Origin of the sequence: Roseinatronobacter sp. (assembly GCF_051859525.1) — a bacterium.
Taxonomy (GTDB): Bacteria; Pseudomonadota; Alphaproteobacteria; order Rhodobacterales; family Rhodobacteraceae; genus Roseinatronobacter.
Genome location: NZ_JBHYFM010000024.1, coordinates 17230 through 37501, shown reverse-complemented (window position 1 = coordinate 37501; position 20272 = coordinate 17230). Strand labels below are relative to the sequence as shown.

Sequence of the window (20272 nt, the reverse complement as noted above, 5' to 3'; positions counted from 1 at the left end):
CCGCGTCAGACCTGACGGATGCGGTTTGCAAAATACCCCGAACCGGGGAAGGCGCGGATCAGTTTTCCAGCAATTCGCGCGGGGGCGCCGTCGGCGTGCGCGCCCCTGCACGGCGCCAGCGTTCCAATTCGGCGTATTTGTCCAGCCACATATGTTCATAGGCGTCATAATAGACATTCACGCCAAACACACGTTCCAGAAGTCGCCCGCGATTGCGCTGGCGGTGTTCCAGATCCTCGGCAGCGAGTTGGGCGCGAATATCGCCGCTGCGGCCGAAACGGCTGGCGTAATTGACGATACCGCCATCAGCCACACCGGGATTAAGCGCCGCCGCAGGGCTGCCGCCCAATGCGCGCGCGACATCGGCGCGCGGCTGCGGGTCAACACGGTTGCCACCGCCCGGATTTGGCGCTGGCAAGGCCGCCAGATCGTCCGGCATTTCCAGCGGAAGTGTGGGCAGGATTGCAAATTCATCAGGGCCGCGATCCTGTGCGCCTGCATGCATCAATATCGGATCACTGGAGTCCGAACAGGCCCCCAATGCCAGCACGGACGCGCCAAGGGCTGCGAAAACCACCTGCCTGACTGCCATCGCCCTACCCCCTTCACTTCTACCGTTCGCGCTTGGTCTTAGCGCATTCCAATCGTAACGTCACGCCCTGTCGCAACCCCAAAGCACAAATTCGCGCTTTAGTCTGCATCCTTGCCTTTTTCAGCACGTCCGGAAAACAGGATCAGACCAAACGCACCCGCAAAGACCGCAACATCCGCAATGTTGAAAGAATACGGATTTTGCAGTCCGCAACAAGACATGTTGATGAAATCAGCGACCGCGCCCCAACGCAACCGGTCAATCACATTGCCCAGCGCGCCCCCGATCAGCAACCCTGCCGAAACCTGCATCCATTTCCGCGCCCCGTCACGACGCACCCACATCCAGACCCATAGGCAAATGGCCAGTGCAATCGCAATAAGAACCGCGCGGGCCGTCCAGCTGCCAGAGCTGAAAAGCCCGAAATTTATGCCGGTATTCCAAGCCATCGCAAAGTTCAGATAGGGGTCGAATACCGGAATGAACAAGCGTTGCTGCAAGCCCATGACGTCCACAACGGCCCATTTGCTGGCCTGATCGGCCACCAGAACACTTGCCATAACCCCGATTGCGATGCGCATTGCCCCAGCCCCGTTCAGTGCCGGAAATGGCGTTGGCCGGTAAAGACCATGGCAAGGCCCGCCTTGTCGGCGGCTGCGATCACTTCGTCATCGCGCATGGACCCGCCCGGCTGGATAATGGCACGCGCGCCTGCGGCGGCGGCGGTCAGCAACCCGTCCGAGAACGGGAAAAACGCATCCGACGCCACGACCGACCCTTCGGTCGGTGTTGTATCCAGCCCCAACACCTCGGCCATGTCCTGTGCCTTGCGCGCGGCAATGCGTGTGGAATCCACGCGCGACATCTGGCCCGCGCCCACGCCCACGGTCGCGCCGTCCTTCACATAGATAATGGCATTGGATTTGACATGCTTGGCCACTTTCCATGCGAACAGCAGATCAGCCAGTTCCGCATCGCTGGGCGCACGTTTGGTCACCACTTTCAAATCATCGGGACCAATCATGCCATTGTCGCGGTCCTGCACCAGAAACCCGCCCGAGACCTGCTTGAAGGCAAGCCCGCCAAGGGCGGGATTGGCCAGCCCCTTGGTGGTCAGCAGGCGCAGGTTCTTCTTGGTGGCGAAATGGTCGATTGCGGCCTGATCGGCGGCGGGCGCGATCACGACTTCTGTGAATATGCCGGTGATGGCCTTGGCAGTGTCCAGATCCAGCTTCATATTCAGCGCGATAATCCCGCCAAACGCCGATGTCCGGTCGCAGTCATAGGCGCGCGCATAGGCTTCGGCCAATGTTGCCCCGCGTGCAACCCCGCAAGGATTGGCGTGTTTGATGATCGCGCAGGCCGGTCCGTCCGAAGGCAGGAATTCCGACACCAGTTCAAAGGCGGCATCAGTGTCGTTGATGTTGTTATAGCTTAACTCTTTGCCCTGATGCTGGACCGCTGTGGCCACGCCGGGGCGGTCGGACCCGTCACGGTAGAAGGCGGCCGCCTGATGCGGGTTTTCGCCGTAGCGCAATGTCTGCGCCAATGTCCCCGCGAAGGCACGCCGGCGCGGCGCGGCATCGTCAATGGCGCCCGCCATCCATGTGGACACGGCCGCATCATAGGCGGCTGTGCGCGCATAGGCGCGTTGCGCCTGCTTGCGCCGGAAGGCCAGCCGCGTCTTGCCATCCTGCGCGTCCAGTTCGGACAGCAGCGGCAGGTAATCTTCCGGATCGGTCACGACAGTCACGAAATCATGGTTCTTGGCGGCGGCACGAATCATTGCGGGGCCGCCAATGTCGATATTCTCGATCGCTTCTGCGTAATGTGCGCCGCGCGCAACGGTTTCTTCAAACGGATAAAGGTTCACCACCAGCAAATCGATGGCCTTGATCCCGTGCGCGACCATGGCGCCCACATGCGCTTCATCATTGCGCAGCGCCAGCAAACCGCCATGCACGCCCGGATGCAGGGTTTTCACGCGCCCGTCCATCATTTCGGGAAACCCCGTCAGGTCCGACACATCCTGCACGGCAAGCCCCGCTTCGCGCAAGGCGCGCGCGGTGCCGCCGGTCGAGACAAGCTCGACCTTGCGGGCGGCCAGTGCCTTGGCCAGATCAATCAGGCCGGTCTTGTCGGAAACGGAAATCAATGCGCGCTTCAATGGGGCAAGGTCAGTCATGGGGGAAGGCATCCTTGGTCAGGTCTTACGGGTCGGCATCTACAGGTCGGGCACAGCCAGCGGGTTTTCCTGCGCCGTATCACGCAGGGCAATCGGGGTATCCTGCGCTTTTGCAAGAACCCAGTTCACCTGGCTGGTATAGTCTTGCGCGCGCAAGGACAACACGATCTGGTAGCTTGCGCGCGGATTCAGGCGCGCTTTTTCAAGATAGACAGACGGCGCAAGCGTCAGGGCATGGCCATCGGCGCGAAACACCCATATTTCGCCCGACCGCAACACAATGGACACAGCCGTGCCGTTCATGTCCACCGAAGCGTCCACTTCGGGGTGCAGATGGAACCGCAAGCTGTAGACGATACCCGCGCCGCGCGTGCGCGCCAGAACATCGTCAAAGCGTTTGCGCGCCGCCCGTCCGCCCGACAGCAGCATGTCTTCGCCACTCAGGACGCGGCCATCTGCCGACAGGTCCAGAAAGCGCGTATGCTCCAGCCCGTGCGTGTCCAGATACCCGTCATGCGACAGGGCGACCGCGCGGGAATAGGATGTATGGCGAAATTCGCAGCCGACCGTGCGCGGCCCGTCTGTCAGCTTCAGCCGGTTGCGATCCGTGCCAGTGAACCGCGCCGAGGAATAGCCGTCAATGGACAGCGTCGAATGTGACGCACTGGCGCGGCTGGCGCGCTGCCAGTCAACGCCCAGACTGGTGCCGTCACCGCATGAAACAATGACCGGCCGCCGGTTGGATGTCAGTTCAAACGCCAGTGTGGACGCATGTGCGCGCGACGCGGCCGCCGCAACGGGTGGCGCGGCCGCATCAATGATGACCGTGCTGCGCCCTGCCGACAGGCGCGCAAACCCCATGGCCTGCCCTGCCGTGCCCTTCGGGGGCTGCGCGCTAAGGGCATCATGCACGGCAAGGGCGGCCATCAGGTCGGCCTCGTTTCCGCGCCCGCCCCCATGAAACCGCGCCAGCCCGCCATCTGCATGGCGCAGAACACGAAGCGCACCTGCCACACGCGCCAGCACCCCCAGCATGCGCCCGTCCGCCGCGCGGCCTTGTTCGTCCAGCGCCTGTGCCGCCCATGACAGCAGAACAAAAATCTGCAACAGATCTTCGGGACTGCGCGTGGCAATCCCGCCATCCGCGCCGATCTGGCGGTCACAATCGGCCACCAATGCACGCGCGGTCGGATCGATCCGCCGTTCCCACCCTTCCAGCGACAGCGCGGCAAACAGCAGGCCCGCATGCGCCGTAATTCGCGGCAGGCCGGGCGCGGCCCTGCCCGCGCGCCGCGCCAGAAAGGTCGCGTGATGCGACAATGCGCGCAGAAAACGGTCCTGAAACACCTTGTCCTGTCCCTGCATCAACATGATTGCATGGGTAAGCCAGTTCATAAGCCTGCGCCCTGCCACGCCCGCTGTCCAGCCCGGCCCCTGCCCGCGCCCGTAGCGCGCAAGCCAGTCCGCAAGTCCGGACTGTGCCAGTCTGCGTGCGTTCTGGTCGCCAACTGCGGCCAGATCATCCAGCCAGTCAAACCCGTTCAACGCATCAATCGCAACGCCCGATACCGCCTGAAACGGTACCGCCCCATCATGTTTCAGCAATTCACCGGCCATCAGGAAATTTCCCGCCAGCATCTGTTTGCCACGCGCGAATTGTCCGGTGCCGCGCGGTTGCGGATGGGCAACCAGCGCGGTCACAGGCTGCCCGCGGGCCAGCAAACGCGCGGCAAGCCGGTCCATGAAGCTTACCTGTTGTGTGCCTGTCATTGAAAACTGCGTCACTGGGAACCGGACCTGTCTGGAATCACACTCTGATTTCGGGGGCGCTTGTTGCGGTGCAGAATAGCCCAGATCCCGGCGCTTTGTCAGCCTTTGCGCGCAAGTCTTGCGGGCGGCAAGTCAAATTACCCTATATGTTGCAAAACTATCATATAGAACCCGTCCATACCGCCAAACTCCGGCCAGTAATCAGGCCGCGTGCGAATACCCCCTTCGGGCGTGCGCCACGCGTCAGGCAGGCCGCGCAGATCGACGCGCAGGGCCTGAACATTATGGCGCGCCATGGCGGCACTGGCCTGTGCCTCGCCTTCTTCGGGCAGCAGCGAACAGGTGCAATAGACCACGCGCCCGCCAGCACGCAAAAGCCCCTGAGCGGGGTCCAGCACACGGTCCAGCAACTGGCCCTGCAAGGCACATAGCGCCTTGATATCGGCACGGCTGCGCAGATGGGGCACTTCCGGATGGCGCCGGATTGTGCCTGTGGCCGAACAGGGCGCATCCAGCAAAACCGCATCAAAAGGGGTGTCGGGGGTCCAATGCAGCGCATCGCCCTGCGCGACATGGGCCGCAAGCCCGGTGCGTGCCAGATTTTCGTGCAGCCGCACCAGCCGCGGGCCGGAAATATCCAGCGCTGTGACCTTCGCACCGGCTGCGGCAAGTTGCATGGTCTTGCCCCCCGGTGCCGCGCAGATATCCAGCACCGACAGGCCCTGCATATCGCCCAACAGGCGCGCAGGCAGGCTGGCGGCCATGTCCTGAATCCACCATGCGCCAGTGTCAAAACCGGGCAAGGCGCTGACCTGCCCTGCCTGATGCAGGCGCAGGCTGCCGGTGGGCAAAAGCTGCGCATCCAGCCCTTCGGGCGGACCGGCGGGGTCACGCAGCGTCAGATCCAGCGGGGCGGGCTGTTGATGCGCAACCTCGATCGCTTGGGTGATCTGGGTGCCATAGGCGTTTTGCAGCGCCCCGCGCAACCATGCAGGCAGGCGCGGCACGGGGGTTTGCGCCCAATCCTGCGCGCTGTGCTGTGCCATCTGGCGCAAGACCGCATTGACCAGACCGGTCAGTTTCGGCTCCCCCGCCCAGCCGCGTGTCAGCGCAACCGCGTCATTGATGACCCCGTGCGCAGGCGCGCCCAAGGCCAGCATTTCAACCGTTGCAAGCCGAAGCACCCATAAGACATTTTCCGGCGGCGATTTGCGCAAGGCGCGGCGCAGCAGGTGATCCGCCCGCCCCATCTGGCGCAACGCGTCCTGCGCCAGCCGCGCAGCGCGCGCGCGCCCGTCAGGGGGCAGCGCTGCAAACCTGCCTTCGGGCGTGACGCGGGCCTCGGACAGGCTGCGATGGTGTTCGAACACGGCTGAAATCAGGTCCAGTGCGGCAGAACGCGGGGCAAGTGTGGCAGATTGAGGCATGAACGGTTTCTTGTCCTTTGGTGCAATCGGGGTATATCAGGGGAAGTGATATGACAAGCAGGCCCCACATGTCCCCGACAGACGCAACACCCACACCCGAAACAGATGCAGCTTCCGAAACCGACCGGCGTGCCACCCTGCCGCCCGCCGCCCAACGCGCACTGGCCGAGGCAGAAGCCCGCCGCGCAGCCGCGCAGCCGGACGAACGCCCCCGCGAATTGGGCGGGCGCAAAGGTCCGGAACCCGTGCGCTATGGCGATTGGGAGAAGAAGGGTATCGCTGTAGATTTCTAGCGCCTGTCGCGTTCGTTCGCATTCACGCGACATGATCCAACTTATTGGTTTTGCATGTTCGAGTAGCTCAAAACCGGTTCCCACGTTTGCGCAACATGCCTTTACGCCAGTCGCAGGCAACTACGCGCGCGCCCAGTGCCGTTTTTTGTATCGCTGGCTTGAGGCAGGCGATGGGCTTGGGTGAAGCCCTTGCTATCGGCGGGCCGGGGTCTGCCGCTCCGGCGTTGGTGTAGTTCACTTTATGCAGGCAGCATACTCCTGCGATAAATGCTTGGCCTGCCATCAGCCAAATCGGCGGGCCGCGGGACGGCCGGCCGATGGCGCGGCGGGCTGCGCCCTTGATTCCGCGCCTTAGAATGTTCCTCTCCTTACCCGCGCGTGGCCTGTGGTCAGTTCACAGGAACAACCATCCCCTTCTCGCGCGCAAGCGTGCGCATGCGGGCCTGAAGTTTTTCAAAGGCGCGCACTTCGATCTGGCGGATCCGTTCGCGGCTAACCTCGAATCGCTGCGACAGGTCTTCCAGTGTGACGGGGTCTTCGCTCAGGCGGCGCGCGGTCAACACGTCACGCTCCCGCTCGTTCAGTGCGTCCATCGCCTCGACCAGCAATTCGCGGCGCAGTTCCAGTTCGTCGCGTTCGGCATAATCATCGGCCTGATTGGCGTCTTCATCTTCCAGCCAGTCCTGCCAGCTGGATGCCCCGTCTTCGCTGCCAATGGTGGCATTCAGTGAACTGTCGCCGCCGGACAAACGGCGGTTCATGGCGACCACTTCATCCTCGGTCACATTCAGTTCGCGCGCGATCTGTGCGACATTTTCAGGGCGCAAATCCCCGTCTTCCAGCGCGCCGATTTTGGACTTTGCCTTGCGCAGGTTGAAAAACAGCTTCTTTTGCGCGCTGGTGGTGCCCAGTTTCACCAGAGACCATGACCGTAGCACATATTCCTGAATGCTGGCCCTGATCCACCACATGGCATAGGTGGCAAGGCGGAACCCCTTGTCAGGGTCGAACCGCTTCACAGCCTGCATCAGGCCCACATTCGCCTCCGAGATCACCTCGGCCTGCGGCAGACCGTAGCCGCGATACCCCATCGCAATTTTTGCAGCCAGCCGCAGATGGCTGGTCACCAGCTTATGCGCCGCATCCGTGTCCTGATGATCCACCCAGCGCTTGGCCAGCATGAATTCTTCCTCCGGTTCCAGCATAGGAAAACGGCGGATTTCCTGCATGTAACGGTTCAGTCCCTGTTCGGGGCTTGGCGCTGGAAGATTTGCATAGCTGCTCATGGAACGATTCCTTATCACGGCCGGATTTTGCAGGTATGCGTGACACAGTCACAATTCAAGCAAACCTACGTTAAATACATTTCTAACAAGTAAACGCACAAGCGCGAGGGATTGAAACACTCCTCACCCGGTTGTGTGATCCGGTGAGGTTTGCAGCGTGCCAAGCAGGGCCGCGAAATCCTGCGGCAAGGGGGCCGCGAATTCCATTGCTTCGCCGCTGACGGGATGAATGAAGCCCAGTGTGGCGGCATGCAGGGCCTGACGCGGAAAACGCGCACAGGCGTCAATCGCGTCTTCTGGCAGGGCCTTGGGGGATAATTTGCGCCGCCCGCCGCCATAGACCGGATCACCCACCAGCGCATGGCCCGCATGCGTCATATGCACCCTGATCTGATGGGTGCGTCCGGTTTCAAGCCAGCATTCGACCAGTGCCAGTTGGGCCGGTGTGCCAAATGCCTGAAGCACCCGCGCGCGCGTCACGGCATGCCGCCCGCCCGACCACATGACCGCCTGACGCTGGCGGTCGGTGCGGTGGCGCGCAAGCTGGCTGGTGATTTTCATGATATTGGACGCCTCGAAGCTGACGCCGCGCGCGCCGCGCAGGCGCGGGTCGCCCGCATCGGGGCAGCCATAGACCAGCGCCAGATAGCGCCGGTTCACGCTGTGGCGTTCAAACTGCGCCGCCAGACCGTGATGCGCGCGGTCCGATTTCGCGACCACCAGAAGCCCGCTTGTATCCTTGTCGATCCGGTGCACAATGCCGGGCCGCTTTTCACCGCCCACCCCCGACAGGCTGTCGCCACAATGGTGCAGCAATGCGTTCACAAGCGTCTGGTCGGGCGATCCGGGGGCGGGGTGCACCACCATGCCCGCCGGCTTGTCAATGACGATCAGGTCATCATCCTCAAACAGCACATCCAATGCGATATCCTGCGCGACAGTGGCAATCTCGGCCCCGTGCACGACATGCAGCACCAGCACATCCCCTTCGGCGACCTTGCTGCGTGGATTGTCCAGAACAACCCCGTCACGCCGGACAGCGCCATCCGCAATCATGCGCATCAACCGCGAGCGTGACAGCGCCGCGCCCTCTGGCACATCGCGGGCCAAGGCCTTATCAAGGCGCGCAGGTGGCTGCGGCCCGATAATGACCTGCAATTGTGTGAAAGGCGTTTCTGCCATGACCCTTCCCCCGGATATGCCCCCGCCAGAAGGACAATCCCCTGACGTGCGTCTGGTCAAACGGCTGGTCGTGGTATTGACCAGCGTGATGATCCTTGGCGTCATAGTCATCATCGGACTGCTTGTCACCCAGATAGCCCGCAGCCCTGCCCCCTTTGCCTTGCCGGACAATATAACACTGCCGCAGGACGAAGCGGCGCGTGCGGTCACCCTGTCGCGCGACTGGGTTCTTATTGTTACCGAAAACCAGACACTTCTTGTCTTTGACCGGCGCACGGGCTCGCTGACGCATAGTGCGACACTGATACCGTTGAACGGGCCGGAACAGGGCCAGTAGGAACGCGGCCCTGCGTATATGCCGGAACGGGCCGGCCTGCCGAAACCGGAATTATCCGGAAACAGACTGTTTCCAATTAAGAATATTGTCAAAAATGAGACAATGTTTAAGAAGTTTTAAGTAATTTTGTTGTGAGGTGGAACATGTCGTTATTCAAGAAATTAATCGCTGTGAAGGCAAGCAAGCTGTCGGTCCTGAAGCCTGTGGTCAAGCCTGCCCCTGTTCAGAAGGTTTGCAACATCAGCGAAGCGCGCGAAAAGCTGATCCAGAAGAAAATTGCGGAACTGGAAGCCAAAGCCGCCAAGCTGGAAGCGAAAGCCGACAGCGTGCGCGATCACTATCAGGACAAAGCTGATGGTGTGCGTGACCTGTATGAAAAGAAAGCCGATTTCTATTCCTGCAAAGGTGGCCGCCTGGGAGAGAAATTTGCAGCAAAATTCAGCGCGTTGGGTGACAAGAAAGCTGGTGCACTGGAAGCCATCGGCGAAAAGAAAGCCTTTGCGCTGGAATGCGCGGCTGACAAGCTGAAGGCCAAAGCAGACTTGCTGCGTGAAAAGCTGGCAAAAGACGAAGATCCCAGCGACGATGATCTGGATGATGACGATGATGACATCATTGATGATGAGGACGACAACGGTGATGAAACCGGTTCCGAGCTGCCGGAAGACGCGACTTCGGTCAAATTCTTTCTGGATGTCGAGGAAGATAACGGCCTGAACTACATGTATTACCTGACCATTCAGGCTGGTGAGGATGATGAAGACTTCACGCTTGAAAGCGCCTATGAACAGGCATTGGCATATCTGGAAGACAGAAATCTGGAACTGAAAGACCTGACTCAGGTCGACATCCAGAATGCCGACGGTGAAAAAATCGCCGAATATCAGTTTGTCGATGGCGCATTCGTCAAGGTAGGCGAATCGATTGACGGTCTTTGGGTCGAAATGTCGGAAGAACAACTGGCCGAAAGTATCGACGAGGACGAAGACGAGGACGAAACGACCGAAGGCTGATCTTGTCCTTCAACCTTCATATCGATGCTGGTTCAAAACAAAATGCGCCCCGGTCGGGCGCATTTTTTCATTCCGGCATTCTGGCGCGCCAGAATTCGACGCGGTCGCAATCAGGCGTACTCGATAACCGCGCGGCTGCGCTGCTTCTGCCCGCAAATCAGGATCGCATCCAGAAGGCGCGTTTGGGACACCGGCTTCATCAGCGTGCCATCGCATACGGGTCTACGCTCGCTGCCAAAATCATCGCCGCTAACATCATCAGATATCAGAATAATTTTCATGTCCGGCAATGCCTCGCGGATCGCAAGGCAGAAATTCATCGCCTTGTGGACACCGCCAAGATGCTCAACATCGACGATCACAAAGTCTAGTGTGATGCCACTATTCACCAGCCAATCAAGCGCACGATCAGAGTAGGACACCGCCATGATGTTCACGCGAAGCAGGTCATAGACCCAGTTCTGCATATCCTGCGCATCGTCACTATACCCCATGAAGGCCGCCGCCACCCCGTCGAAACGCGGGACCGGGGGAATACTCATATCATTTCCATAGTCATACATGAGTGCCATCTTTCATTAGGGTACAGGCTAAGGTTGTGCCTGAACGTACACGTCTATGTATTGATCCTAGCATGTGAATTATCACATTTACAACTTAAAAGTGTATTACAGGCTAAGAGATCACGTGATACTGATCAACTTGGGGTTGCGCATATCCTTGTCGACATCGTAGGCAGTCAGCGAAACCCTACTCGATACCCTTGAATTCAACGCCATTGCGTCGATAAAGGCAAGAAAAAAATGTGTGAAAATTCCCATCGGGCAGAACTGGCGCAACCGGCGAACCCGCTAGAGTTGTGGGTTCTTGAAACGCTGCTTACCGTCCAATCTGAATCAGGTGGCGAATTGAAACTAAAAGAGATTCTCGCTCTGATTGAGAAAGAGACGACAGAAACCCGTTAACCACAGGGTGATCTGCGTCACCATTCAACTGGCCACCCGTTGAGTTGTCATCGCGCAAGCCCAGCAGAATTTCCGGCGACACCTCCAGCGCGCGCGCAAGTTTGAACACTGTTGATATGCGGGGGCTACCTGTGCGGCGTTCTTCGATATCTTTCACAGCACGATTGTTCAAACCGGCCTTGCGCGAAAGTGATGCGGCCGAAAAGCCGCGCGATTTCATATAATAAAGTAAATTTCTACGGAAAACTTCTGATTCGGTTTCAACCTCGGACATCTGCTACCCGCTTATCAAATGCACTATCAATCTATACGGTCTTGGAAATTAACAGAATTTAAAATTGCAATATTTATAGTGATAGAGGCTGAGATGCCAAACAGCAAGCGATGTGTGACAGAAACCTGAAACACCAAGTCGTATCGGGCGCGCGGTTCCCCGGCGCCCGATAATTTTGCCCAGCGACCTACTGGTCCAGAAAGCTGCGCAACTTGCGCGAGCGGCTGGGGTGTTTCAACTTGCGCAGCGCCTTCGCCTCGATCTGGCGGATGCGTTCACGCGTGACGCTGAATTGCTGGCCGACTTCTTCCAGCGTGTGATCGGTATTCATGCCGATCCCGAAGCGCATGCGCAAAACACGCTCTTCGCGCGGTGTCAGCGACGACAGAACGCGCGTGGTTGTTTCGCGCAAATTGTCCTGAATGGCTGAATCCAGCGGCAGCAGCGCGTTCTTGTCCTCGATGAAATCGCCAAGCTGGCTGTCTTCTTCATCCCCGATGGGCGTTTCCAACGAAATCGGTTCCTTGGCGATTTTCATCACCTTGCGCACCTTATCCAGCGGCATTTGCAGCTTTTCTGCCAATTCCTCGGATGTGGGTTCGCGACCGATTTCATGCAACATCTGGCGGCCTGTGCGCACCAGCTTGTTGATGGTTTCGATCATGTGCACAGGAATACGGATGGTGCGCGCCTGATCGGCGATGGACCGTGTGATCGCCTGCCGGATCCACCATGTCGCATAGGTGCTGAACTTATAGCCACGGCGGTATTCGAACTTGTCCACCGCCTTCATCAGGCCAATATTGCCTTCTTGAATAAGATCAAGGAATTGCAGCCCGCGATTGGTGTATTTCTTGGCAATCGAGATCACCAGACGCAGGTTCGCCTCGACCATTTCCTTCTTGGCCTGACGGGCCTCTTTCTCGCCCTTCTGGACCTGACCGACAATGCGGCGGTATTCCTGAATGTCCACGCCCACATACTGGCCAACCTGCGCCATGTCGTTGCGCAATTCGTCAACCTTGTCGCGCGACCGTTCCATCAGCGCCTGCCAGCCGCGTCCGCCTTTTTCAATCATGCGGTCGCACCAGGTCGGGTCCAGTTCGGACCCGCGATATTCGTCAATGAATTCACGCCGGTTGATGCGCGCCTGATCGGCCAGTTTCACCATGGCGCTGTCAATCGACATGATCCTGCGGTTGATGCCATAAAGCTGGTCAACAAGCGCCTCGATCCGGTTGTTATGCAGGTGAAGCGAATTCACCATTTCCACAATCTCGGCGCGCAGTTTCTGGTATTTTTCTTCCTGCGCGTCAGAAAACCGCCCTTCTTCCAGAAGGGTGGCATTCATCCGCTGGTCCTGCATTTCCGACAGCAGTTCAAAATCGCGCGCAATCCGGTCCAGTGTTTCCAGAACACGCGGTTTCAGTGCGCTTTCCATTGCGGCAAGCGACACGTTTGACTGTTCGTCGTCATCCTCGTCGTCGTCATTGGACGAAATCGGGTTTCCGTCCGCATCCAGTTCCGGCTCGTTGCTGCGCTCGCGCTTGGGTGCGGCGGCGGCGGCGGTGTCGGGCAAGCCTTCGGTGACGGGGATGCCTTCGTCTTCGTCCAGCGCGTTGCCGAAGGTGGTTTCAAGGTCGATCACGTCGCGCAGCAGCACATCTTCGTTCAGAAGTTCGTCACGCCAGATGGTAATCGCCTGAAAAGTCAGCGGGCTTTCGCACAAGCCCAGGATCATTGTGTTGCGCCCGGCTTCGATACGCTTGGCGATTGCAATCTCGCCTTCGCGTGACAGCAGTTCAACCGACCCCATTTCGCGCAGATACATGCGCACAGGATCGTCTGTGCGGTCCAGCGTCTCTCCGCCCGACCCCGACGATACCGCAACCTCGCGAGAGCCGCCGGTTTCCACCAGCTCGCCGCCCTTGGCTTCCGGCTCGTCGCCCTCCTCGTCGTCTTCGACAACATTGATGCCCATTTCCGACAGCATCGACATCACATCCTCGATCTGCTCGGATGCGACCTGTTCGGGCGGCAGTGATTTGTTCAGCTGCTCATAGGTAATGTAACCCCGTTCCTTCGCCTGCGCGATCATGCGCTTGATCGAGGCCTGGCTGACGATCTGTCCGCCTTCGCTGTCCTGATCATCGGGTCTGGTGTCGTCGGTATCTTTGGCGGCCATGAAAGCTCCCGAAAAACTAAGGCGAGGCATACGGACTTGCGAATCGATTCGCCGAATCACAAGGCAACCTGCGCGGACTGACCCTGATGTAGGGAATAGAAACGTGTTTTTCCAGTTCCCCAACGCAATTTGACCACGCAAACCGTGCGGAACTGCAACGATTCGGTCACTTTTTCTGCTTTATCCAGACTTGTGATTCGATGAACCGGCTTAACTGGCCCGAAAGTGCGGCGCGATCCTCGCCCAGATCGGCGGAATCCGACAGGTTTGAACGCTCGGACCGGTTGCGCAATTCCGCCGCCTGCTTCAGGCGCCATGTCAGACCTTCATCGGGCAGATGGGCCAGATCCTCGACCGCGTCGCGCAATTCCGCATCGGCCCCGCGACGGGCCAGTAGTTTGGCAAATTCCTCGCGCAGGCACAGGCGCGCCAGATCAATGTCATCATTGCGCACGGGCGGCGCGATACGCACATGGCCCAGTTCCATCAGCGTGGAAACATGTTCGGCGTCAGGTGCGGGGTTTCCCGACAACAGGTCGCTGCGCAACCTGTTATTGCGCGCATCGCGCATTTCCGCGCGTTCCAGATCCGCTTCGAATTCATGCACAAGGTCGCGGTGTCGCAGCAGGATCGCCAGAATGATCTCCTCGCGCATTTTTTCCGCGACGGCGGTGCCCTCGGCACCGGCCAGCAAGGTATTGCGTGTTTCAGCCAGCGCGGTTGCGGGGGGCGGTTGCCATTTCCCGCCACTGCGCCACCCGCCACGTTTCGAAGTGCCGGAGCCGCGCAGGAATGCGGCACGCAGGGTCTTGAGTTCATCCGCGTAATGCGCGCGCAGGCCCGCATCAGCAATCTTGCCAAGTGCTGCGCGCAAACGGTTGTCCAATGCCGCGCGGCGTTCGGGGCTGTCGAATACCTGGCCTTCCGTCTCTCGCTGCCACAGCAACCGCACCAGTGGCACGGCCCCGTCCAGCAGCTTGCGCATGGCACCCGTGCCGCCGCTGCGCAGCACATCATCGGGGTCCATTTTTTCGGGCAGCAGGCAAAACCGCAAGGATTGCTCGGGACTCAGCAAGGGCAGCGCCAGATCCATCAGCCGGTGACCTGCCTGCAACCCTGCCCTGTCCCCGTCCAGCGCAATGACGGGTTCAGGCGAAATGCGCCAGATCATGCGCAACTGGTCTTCGGTTATCGCAGTGCCAAGGGGGGCCACAGCCGCCGAAAAACCGGCCTCGACCAGGGCTATGACATCCATATACCCTTCGGCGACAATCAGCGGCTGGTCCTTGCCCGCGGCCCCGCGCGCAGGCCCCGCATTATAAAGCGACCGCCCCTTGTCGAATAACTGCGTTTCAGGCGAGTTCAGGTATTTCGCGCGCGCATTCGGGTCCATGGACCGCCCACCAAACGCGATACAGCGCCCGCGCAAGTCACGTATGGGGAAAATGATCCGCCCGCGAAACCGGTCATAGGGCGCACCCCCATCATCAGGACGCGCGGCCAGCCCCGCATCGATAATCTTGTCTGGGGCCACGCCTGCCGCAGTCAAATGTTGCCACAAACCGTGGCGGCTATCAGGTGCGAAGCCAATCTCGAATCGGTCCAGCGCCTGCGCGGACAATGCCCGCCCCGCCAGATAATCGCGCGCGCTTGCAGCCGCATTCGTGTTCAGTTGCAGCCGGAAATACCGCACCGCCTGTTCCATGACCTGTGCCAGTTCCGACAGTCTGTCGGCCTTCTGCGCGGCCTTGGGGTCGCGGGCCGGCATGGTCATCCCAGCCTCGCGGGCCAGCACCTCGACCGCTTCCATGAACCCCATGTTTTCGGTTTCACACAGGAATTTCAGCGTGTCCCCCTTGGCGTGACAGCCAAAGCAGTAATAGAATCCCTTACGGTCATCTACATGAAAAGACGCAGACTTTTCCTGGTGAAACGGGCATGGCGCCCAATAATCGCCCTTCGCCTGATTGGATTTGCGCATGTCCCATGTAACCTTGCGCCCGACCACCGAGGAGATCGAGACACGATTGCGCAATTCATCCAGGAAACCGGGGGGCAGACTCATGGGGCGAATAATGACAGATCACGCAGCTTTGTTGAAGCGGTGAAGCGTCTTCGCACTAAATATTGAAACTGGATGACGCAGGACTGCGTATAATCAATGTATAAAGAAGGAGGATAACATGTTCAGCAGACGCGGTTTCATGCTTGCAAGCGCGGCGGCCCTGTCCGGCACGGCGGCAGGCGCGCAAGGCCACAGTTTTCCCCTGTCGCTGTCACCGGATGAGTGGCGCGCCCGCCTGACACCTGCGCAATTTGCCGTGTTGCGCGACCACGCAACAGAAGAAGCCTATAGCAACCGGCTGCTGGGTGAGCGTTCCCCGTTGCTGAACGAAGATCGCGCGGGCACTTATAACTGCGCGGGCTGTGGTCAAGCGCTGTACCGGTCGGAAACAAAATATGACAGCCGCACAGGATGGCCCAGTTTCTGGGATGTGATCGATGGCGCGACCGGAACGATGGAGGACCGGACCTTGTTTTTCATGGTGCGCACTGAAGAGCATTGCAGCAATTGCGGCGGACATCTTGGCCATATCTTTGATGATGGTCCCGCCCCGACCGGCCGGCGGCATTGCATCAACGGGCTGGCAATGACATTCACCCCCGACGACACTGGTGTGGTTGAAGGATTCCCCGTAAGTGCATAGCATATTTCAGAAAATCAAGGACGCGCTGATCCCTGAGGCACAGCCGGTCAAGCCTGCCATTCCGGACGGACAACACGCCATCGCCGCGCTTCTGGTGCGTGCGGCGCGCGCAAGCGAGGTGTATGACGACCGGCAGGTCGCACAGATTGATGCGGTCCTTGCGCGGCGTTTTGGCCTGCCGATGCCAGAGGCGGACGCGCTGCGCCTGCGCGCTGCCGAATTCGAGGAACGCACAGGTGACACTGTCCATCTGACGCGGGCCATCAAGGACATCATTCCGCTGGACGACCGCCCTGCCCTGCTGGAGGACCTTTGGCGGGTCATTCTGGCTGACGGTGGCAGGCACGAGAATGAGGACGGCCTGATGCGCCTTGTGTCCAACCTGCTGGGGCTGGCGGATCGCGATTCCGCCTTTGCACGCCAGAAGATCATGGCGCGCAAGGCAGCTATGGCTGACGATTAAAGCCCCTTGGCACGGTAGCTGGCAGCAACCCGTTCTATTGCCACGATGAAGGCCGCAGTGCGCAGATCCTTTACATCGTCGCGTTCATGCCACACTTCGGAAATGGACTGATAGGCCGTGCGCATGGTGTCATCCAACCCTGACCGCACCAGTTGCAATTCATCCGCGCCTTGCAGATACCTGCGCTTGAAATCGGGTTTCAATTCCCAGCCAAGTTGCTTGTCAGCGGACAACCGTTCCAGTTCCTTGACCAGCAGCAAGGCATGCGCTTCCTCGTTGCGGCGCTGCATTCTGCCAAACCGGATATGGCTAAGGTTCTTGACCCACTCGAAATAGGACACGGTGACCCCGCCCGCATTCGCGTAAAGGTCCGGAATTATGACGATATTCTTTTCACGCAGAATTTCGTCGCCGCCTGCGGTGATCGGCCCGTTCGCGGCCTCGATGATCAGCGGCGCGCGAATACGCTCTGCGTTGTTGATGTTGATGACCCCTTCAAGCGCGGCCGGTATCAGAATATCGCATTCCGCTTCCAGAACGGACGCGCCCTCGGCGATATACTCGCCCCCCTCGAACCCCTTGACGCCCCCTGTCTGCATGATCCAGTTGCGCACGGCATCGGGGTCAAGGCCCCGCGGGTTCACGATTGCCCCGTCACGTTCGATCACACCGGTAATCAGGGCCTCATCCTCATCGCGCAGGAATTTGGCGGCGTGATACCCCACATTGCCCAGCCCCTGAACAATCACGCGCTTGCCTGACAGATCCCCTGTCAGGCCGGTCACCTTGACGTCATCAGGGTGGCGGAAAAACTCGCGCAGGGCATATTGCACCCCGCGCCCCGTCGCCTCGACCCGGCCCTTGATCCCGCCCGCATTCAACGGCTTGCCTGTCACACAGGCGCGGGCATTGATATCCGTGGTGTTCATGCGGGCATACTGGTCCGCAATCCACGCCATTTCACGTTCACTGGTGCCCATATCGGGCGCGGGCACGTTTTGCGCAGGATGGATCAGGTCGCGCTTGGCCAGTTCATAGGCAAAACGGCGCGTGATCTGTTCCAGTTCATGTTCTTCATATTTGCGCGGATCAATACACAAGCCCCCCTTTGCGCCGCCAAAAGGGGTTTCGACCAGCGCGCATTTATAGGTCATCAGCGCGGCAAGGGCTTCAACTTCGTTCTGGTCCACCTCTGGCGCGTAGCGGATGCCGCCCTTCACGGGTTCCATATGTTCGGAATGGACCGCCCGGTAGCCCACGAATGTTTCGATCTTGCCGCGCAACCGCACACCGAAGCGCACGGTATAGGTCGAATTGCAAATCTGGATTTTTTCGGCCAGCCCGGGCGGCAGGTCCAGATGCGACACCGCGCGGCGGAACATCAAATCCACATTCTCGCGAAATCCCGGTTCTTTGACATCCAGCATGGTCACCTCTCCTTGAATTGCGCAGACGGGCTGCGCCGGTTCTTCATCCCTCAAGGATAACAGGTTAAAATGTTTAAGAAACACGAAACGCCAGAAATATGCGGAAAAAACAGGCGTTTTACGAACACCGCAATGCGGTCAGACCCCAACAGCCTTGCGCACCATATTCCAGTAGACATCCTCGACATGTGACAGGCTTAGCCGTCCGCCTTCACGATACCAGGTGTTGACGCCTGTCAGCATGGCAATCACTGCAAATGTTGCCAGTTTCGTATCCGGCAGCTGGAAAACACCTGCCGCGCGTCCATGTTCAAGAACATCTTGCAGGCGGGCCTCATAGTTGCGGCGCATGGCTTCGATGCGCTTGAAATTTCCCTCATCCAGATTGCGCAATTCCATATAGGCGATGAAAACGGCATCACTTCGGGCGCTGTGAAACCGGATATGAAACCGTGTGAATTGCTCCAGCCGCGCGACAGGGTCGGCGCAGTCCGGCAGGGCTGCGTGACTGTCCAGCAAGGCCTGCAAATGGTCATGCATCATATCATACAGCAGGCTTTGTTTGTCGGGGGTATACATATACAGCGCCCCCGCCTGCACCCCGACTTCGGCCGCGATCTGCCGCATGGACACTGCCGCATATCCATGGCGTGCAAAGAGGCGCTGCGCCGCAGAACGAATTCGCGGTCCGGTCACTTCGGCAGAGGAGTTTTTCTTGCGCGCCATTCCCCGCTTTTGGCCCCAAATCCCGCCCAAGTGCAAGCACAACCGGCCTGAAAGCTTCGGGCGCAGCGCAGCTAGCCCTTGCACCCGTGCAGGAAGTGACGCATTCTGACGGTCGGATTTTCTGGGCAAGTTACGGGTATTTCATTGCGTCAGCGCATTTGCAGAAACGGGCTTTTGCTGGTCGTCACAACGGGGCTTCTGGCCTGCACCAGCGGGCCGGAATTCCCCGAACGCACGGCCGCAACCAATGCGCCGGCCCCCACGCTTTTGCCCATATCGGCTGTGTTGCGCCAGACGGCTGACGGGCCGAATTCGGCCCTGCTGACCGACACATCCGCCGATGCACGCGCCAGCGCATTGCGCGCGCGCGCCGACCGTTTGCGCGGGCCGGTTATTCCCAATGCCGAAAGCGAAGGAATGCGCGCGGCAGGGACTGCGTTAAGGTAGCGTCAAGCGCGCCTGTCTTCAGGGCGTCCTACCGGTGCAACGGGGACCTGTTCTGCAACATGACATCACAACATCAAAAAGGGCCGCGACTGCGGCCCCTTCATTCATCGACTGCCCCAAGGGCGCGCAGGATTATTGCGGGCTTAATCCGCGCATCCGTTCGCCGCGGCGGCGCAGCAATTCAACCACGGTCAGCAATGCGATAGAGATCATCACCAGAATCGTTGCCACCGCCAGAATTGTGGGGCTGATATCTTCGCGGATACCGGACCACATTTCGCGCGGGATTGTGCGCTGCTCCACGCCCGCGACAAACAACACCACCACGATTTCATCAAACGAGGTGATAAAGGCAAACAACGCGCCGGAAATCACCCCCGGCAGGATCAGCGGCATCGTGATCTTGAAAAACGTGCGGGTGGGCGACGCCCCCAGATTTGCCGCAGCCCGCGTCAGCGAATGGTCAAACCCCACCAGCGTCGCCGTCACCGTGATCACCACAAACGGGGTGCCAAGCGCGGCATGCGCCAGAACCACACCCAGATAGGTCTGCGCGATATTGATGCTGGAGAAGAAGAAGAACATCCCCGCCGCAGAAATGATCAGCGGCACAATCATGGGCGAGATCAGAATGCCCATGACCAGCCCCTTGGCGGGCATTTCAGACCGCGACAGGCCAAGGGCCGCAAGCGTTCCAAGGGTGGTGGACAACAAGGTCGCGGCAATGCCGATCCCGAAGGAATTGCGGATCGACCGCATCCAGCTGTCAGACCCCAGAAAATCCCGATACCAGCGCAGCGAATACCCTTCAGGGTTCAGCGTCAGCATTTCGCGCGTGAAGGTGAAAAAGGGCTGCGCATTGAAACTTAGCGGGATCATGATCAGGATCGGCGCCAGCAGGAAAAAGAAGATCGCGAAACAGATTACCCGAAAGCCGTAATGCCACAGCTTGTCCTTGGTCGTGTAATAGGCGGGAAGTGCCATCTTGTTGC

General features: G+C 59.5%; 20 protein-coding genes. 6 read left to right on the top strand and 14 right to left on the bottom strand.

The window, feature by feature from the left end; genetic code table 11:
- Positions 1-58: 58 nt before the first annotated feature.
- From ACTIE1_RS14115 to ACTIE1_RS14095, 5 genes are all read right to left on the bottom strand, one after another.
- Complete coding sequence (locus ACTIE1_RS14115; RefSeq protein WP_439560804.1) at positions 59-592, bottom strand: DUF3035 domain-containing protein; 534 nt, start codon at positions 590-592, stop codon at positions 59-61.
- A 98-nt stretch (positions 593-690) separates the two neighbouring features.
- Positions 691-1173, bottom strand: coding sequence for a signal peptidase II (lspA, locus tag ACTIE1_RS14110; RefSeq protein WP_439560805.1), 483 nt, complete (start codon positions 1171-1173; stop codon positions 691-693).
- Positions 1174-1187: 14 nt separating this feature from the next.
- A complete protein-coding gene (purH, locus tag ACTIE1_RS14105; RefSeq protein WP_439560806.1) occupies positions 1188-2777 on the bottom strand; it encodes a bifunctional phosphoribosylaminoimidazolecarboxamide formyltransferase/IMP cyclohydrolase in 1590 nt (529 codons plus the stop codon).
- 39 nt (positions 2778-2816) lie between these two features.
- Complete coding sequence (locus tag ACTIE1_RS14100; RefSeq protein WP_439563453.1) at positions 2817-4520, bottom strand: heparinase II/III family protein; 1704 nt, start codon at positions 4518-4520, stop codon at positions 2817-2819.
- Positions 4521-4684: 164 nt separating this feature from the next.
- Positions 4685-5974 (bottom strand): RsmB/NOP family class I SAM-dependent RNA methyltransferase, encoded by a 1290-nt coding sequence (locus tag ACTIE1_RS14095; RefSeq protein WP_439560808.1) that lies wholly within the window; start codon positions 5972-5974, stop codon positions 4685-4687.
- 68 nt (positions 5975-6042) lie between these two features.
- On the opposite strand from ACTIE1_RS14095, the gene ACTIE1_RS14090 reads away from it, so the two are divergent.
- Positions 6043-6267 (top strand): DUF1674 domain-containing protein, encoded by a 225-nt coding sequence (locus ACTIE1_RS14090; RefSeq protein ID WP_439560809.1) that lies wholly within the window; start codon positions 6043-6045, stop codon positions 6265-6267.
- A 389-nt stretch (positions 6268-6656) separates the two neighbouring features.
- On the opposite strand, the gene rpoH is transcribed toward ACTIE1_RS14090, so the two are convergent.
- On the bottom strand, positions 6657-7553 hold the full coding sequence (gene rpoH / locus ACTIE1_RS14085; protein ID WP_439560810.1) for an RNA polymerase sigma factor RpoH: 897 nt from the start codon (positions 7551-7553) through the stop codon (positions 6657-6659).
- A 123-nt stretch (positions 7554-7676) separates the two neighbouring features.
- Entirely contained in the window at positions 7677-8735 is a 1059-nt protein-coding gene (locus ACTIE1_RS14080) for an RluA family pseudouridine synthase (RefSeq protein ID WP_439560811.1), read from the bottom strand.
- On the opposite strand from ACTIE1_RS14080, the gene ACTIE1_RS14075 reads away from it, so the two are divergent.
- Positions 8734-9072, top strand: coding sequence for a DUF6476 family protein (locus ACTIE1_RS14075; RefSeq protein ID WP_439560812.1), 339 nt, complete (start codon positions 8734-8736; stop codon positions 9070-9072). The two genes, ACTIE1_RS14080 and ACTIE1_RS14075, sit on opposite strands and share 2 nt — an antisense overlap.
- A 143-nt stretch (positions 9073-9215) precedes the next feature.
- Positions 9216-10085 (top strand): hypothetical protein, encoded by an 870-nt coding sequence (locus ACTIE1_RS14070; protein ID WP_439563452.1) that lies wholly within the window; start codon positions 9216-9218, stop codon positions 10083-10085.
- Positions 10086-10195: 110 nt separating this feature from the next.
- Here the strand turns inward: ACTIE1_RS14070 and ACTIE1_RS14065 are convergent, their stop codons facing one another.
- From ACTIE1_RS14065 to dnaG, 4 genes are all read right to left on the bottom strand, one after another.
- Entirely contained in the window at positions 10196-10627 is a 432-nt protein-coding gene (locus ACTIE1_RS14065; RefSeq protein ID WP_439560814.1) for a hypothetical protein, read from the bottom strand.
- A 337-nt stretch (positions 10628-10964) separates the two neighbouring features.
- The gene (locus ACTIE1_RS14060; RefSeq protein WP_439560815.1) at positions 10965-11324 is read right to left on the bottom strand and encodes a helix-turn-helix domain-containing protein; all 360 of its coding nucleotides are present in this window, start codon (positions 11322-11324) and stop codon (positions 10965-10967) included.
- A 187-nt stretch (positions 11325-11511) separates the two neighbouring features.
- A complete protein-coding gene (rpoD, locus tag ACTIE1_RS14055; protein WP_439560816.1) occupies positions 11512-13509 on the bottom strand; it encodes an RNA polymerase sigma factor RpoD in 1998 nt (665 codons plus the stop codon).
- A 166-nt stretch (positions 13510-13675) separates the two neighbouring features.
- Positions 13676-15574 carry a DNA primase gene (gene dnaG / locus ACTIE1_RS14050; protein WP_439560817.1) on the bottom strand — a complete coding sequence of 633 codons (1899 nt, stop codon included), beginning with the start codon at positions 15572-15574 and terminating at the stop codon, positions 13676-13678.
- A 118-nt stretch (positions 15575-15692) separates the two neighbouring features.
- Between dnaG and msrB the strand changes: the two genes are divergently transcribed.
- Positions 15693-16217 carry a peptide-methionine (R)-S-oxide reductase MsrB gene (gene msrB / locus ACTIE1_RS14045; RefSeq protein WP_439560818.1) on the top strand — a complete coding sequence of 175 codons (525 nt, stop codon included), beginning with the start codon at positions 15693-15695 and terminating at the stop codon, positions 16215-16217.
- Positions 16210-16680: a TerB family tellurite resistance protein gene (locus ACTIE1_RS14040; protein WP_439560819.1), complete on the top strand. Its 471-nt coding sequence runs from the start codon at positions 16210-16212 to the stop codon at positions 16678-16680. Before msrB ends, ACTIE1_RS14040 begins: the two co-directional genes overlap by 8 nt.
- Here ACTIE1_RS14040 and ACTIE1_RS14035 read toward each other — a convergent pair.
- A complete protein-coding gene (locus tag ACTIE1_RS14035) occupies positions 16677-18107 on the bottom strand; it encodes a Glu/Leu/Phe/Val family dehydrogenase (protein ID WP_439560820.1) in 1431 nt (476 codons plus the stop codon). The two genes, ACTIE1_RS14040 and ACTIE1_RS14035, sit on opposite strands and share 4 nt — an antisense overlap.
- Before the next feature lie 138 nt (positions 18108-18245).
- Positions 18246-18833, bottom strand: a complete 588-nt coding sequence (locus ACTIE1_RS14030; RefSeq protein WP_439560821.1) for a TetR/AcrR family transcriptional regulator — start codon at positions 18831-18833, stop codon at positions 18246-18248.
- Positions 18834-18977: 144 nt separating this feature from the next.
- Between ACTIE1_RS14030 and ACTIE1_RS14025 the strand changes: the two genes are divergently transcribed.
- Entirely contained in the window at positions 18978-19280 is a 303-nt protein-coding gene (locus ACTIE1_RS14025) for a hypothetical protein (protein WP_439563451.1), read from the top strand.
- A 132-nt stretch (positions 19281-19412) separates the two neighbouring features.
- Here the strand turns inward: ACTIE1_RS14025 and ACTIE1_RS14020 are convergent, their stop codons facing one another.
- A complete protein-coding gene (locus ACTIE1_RS14020; RefSeq protein WP_439560823.1) occupies positions 19413-20264 on the bottom strand; it encodes an ABC transporter permease in 852 nt (283 codons plus the stop codon).
- Positions 20265-20272 lie beyond the last annotated feature (8 nt).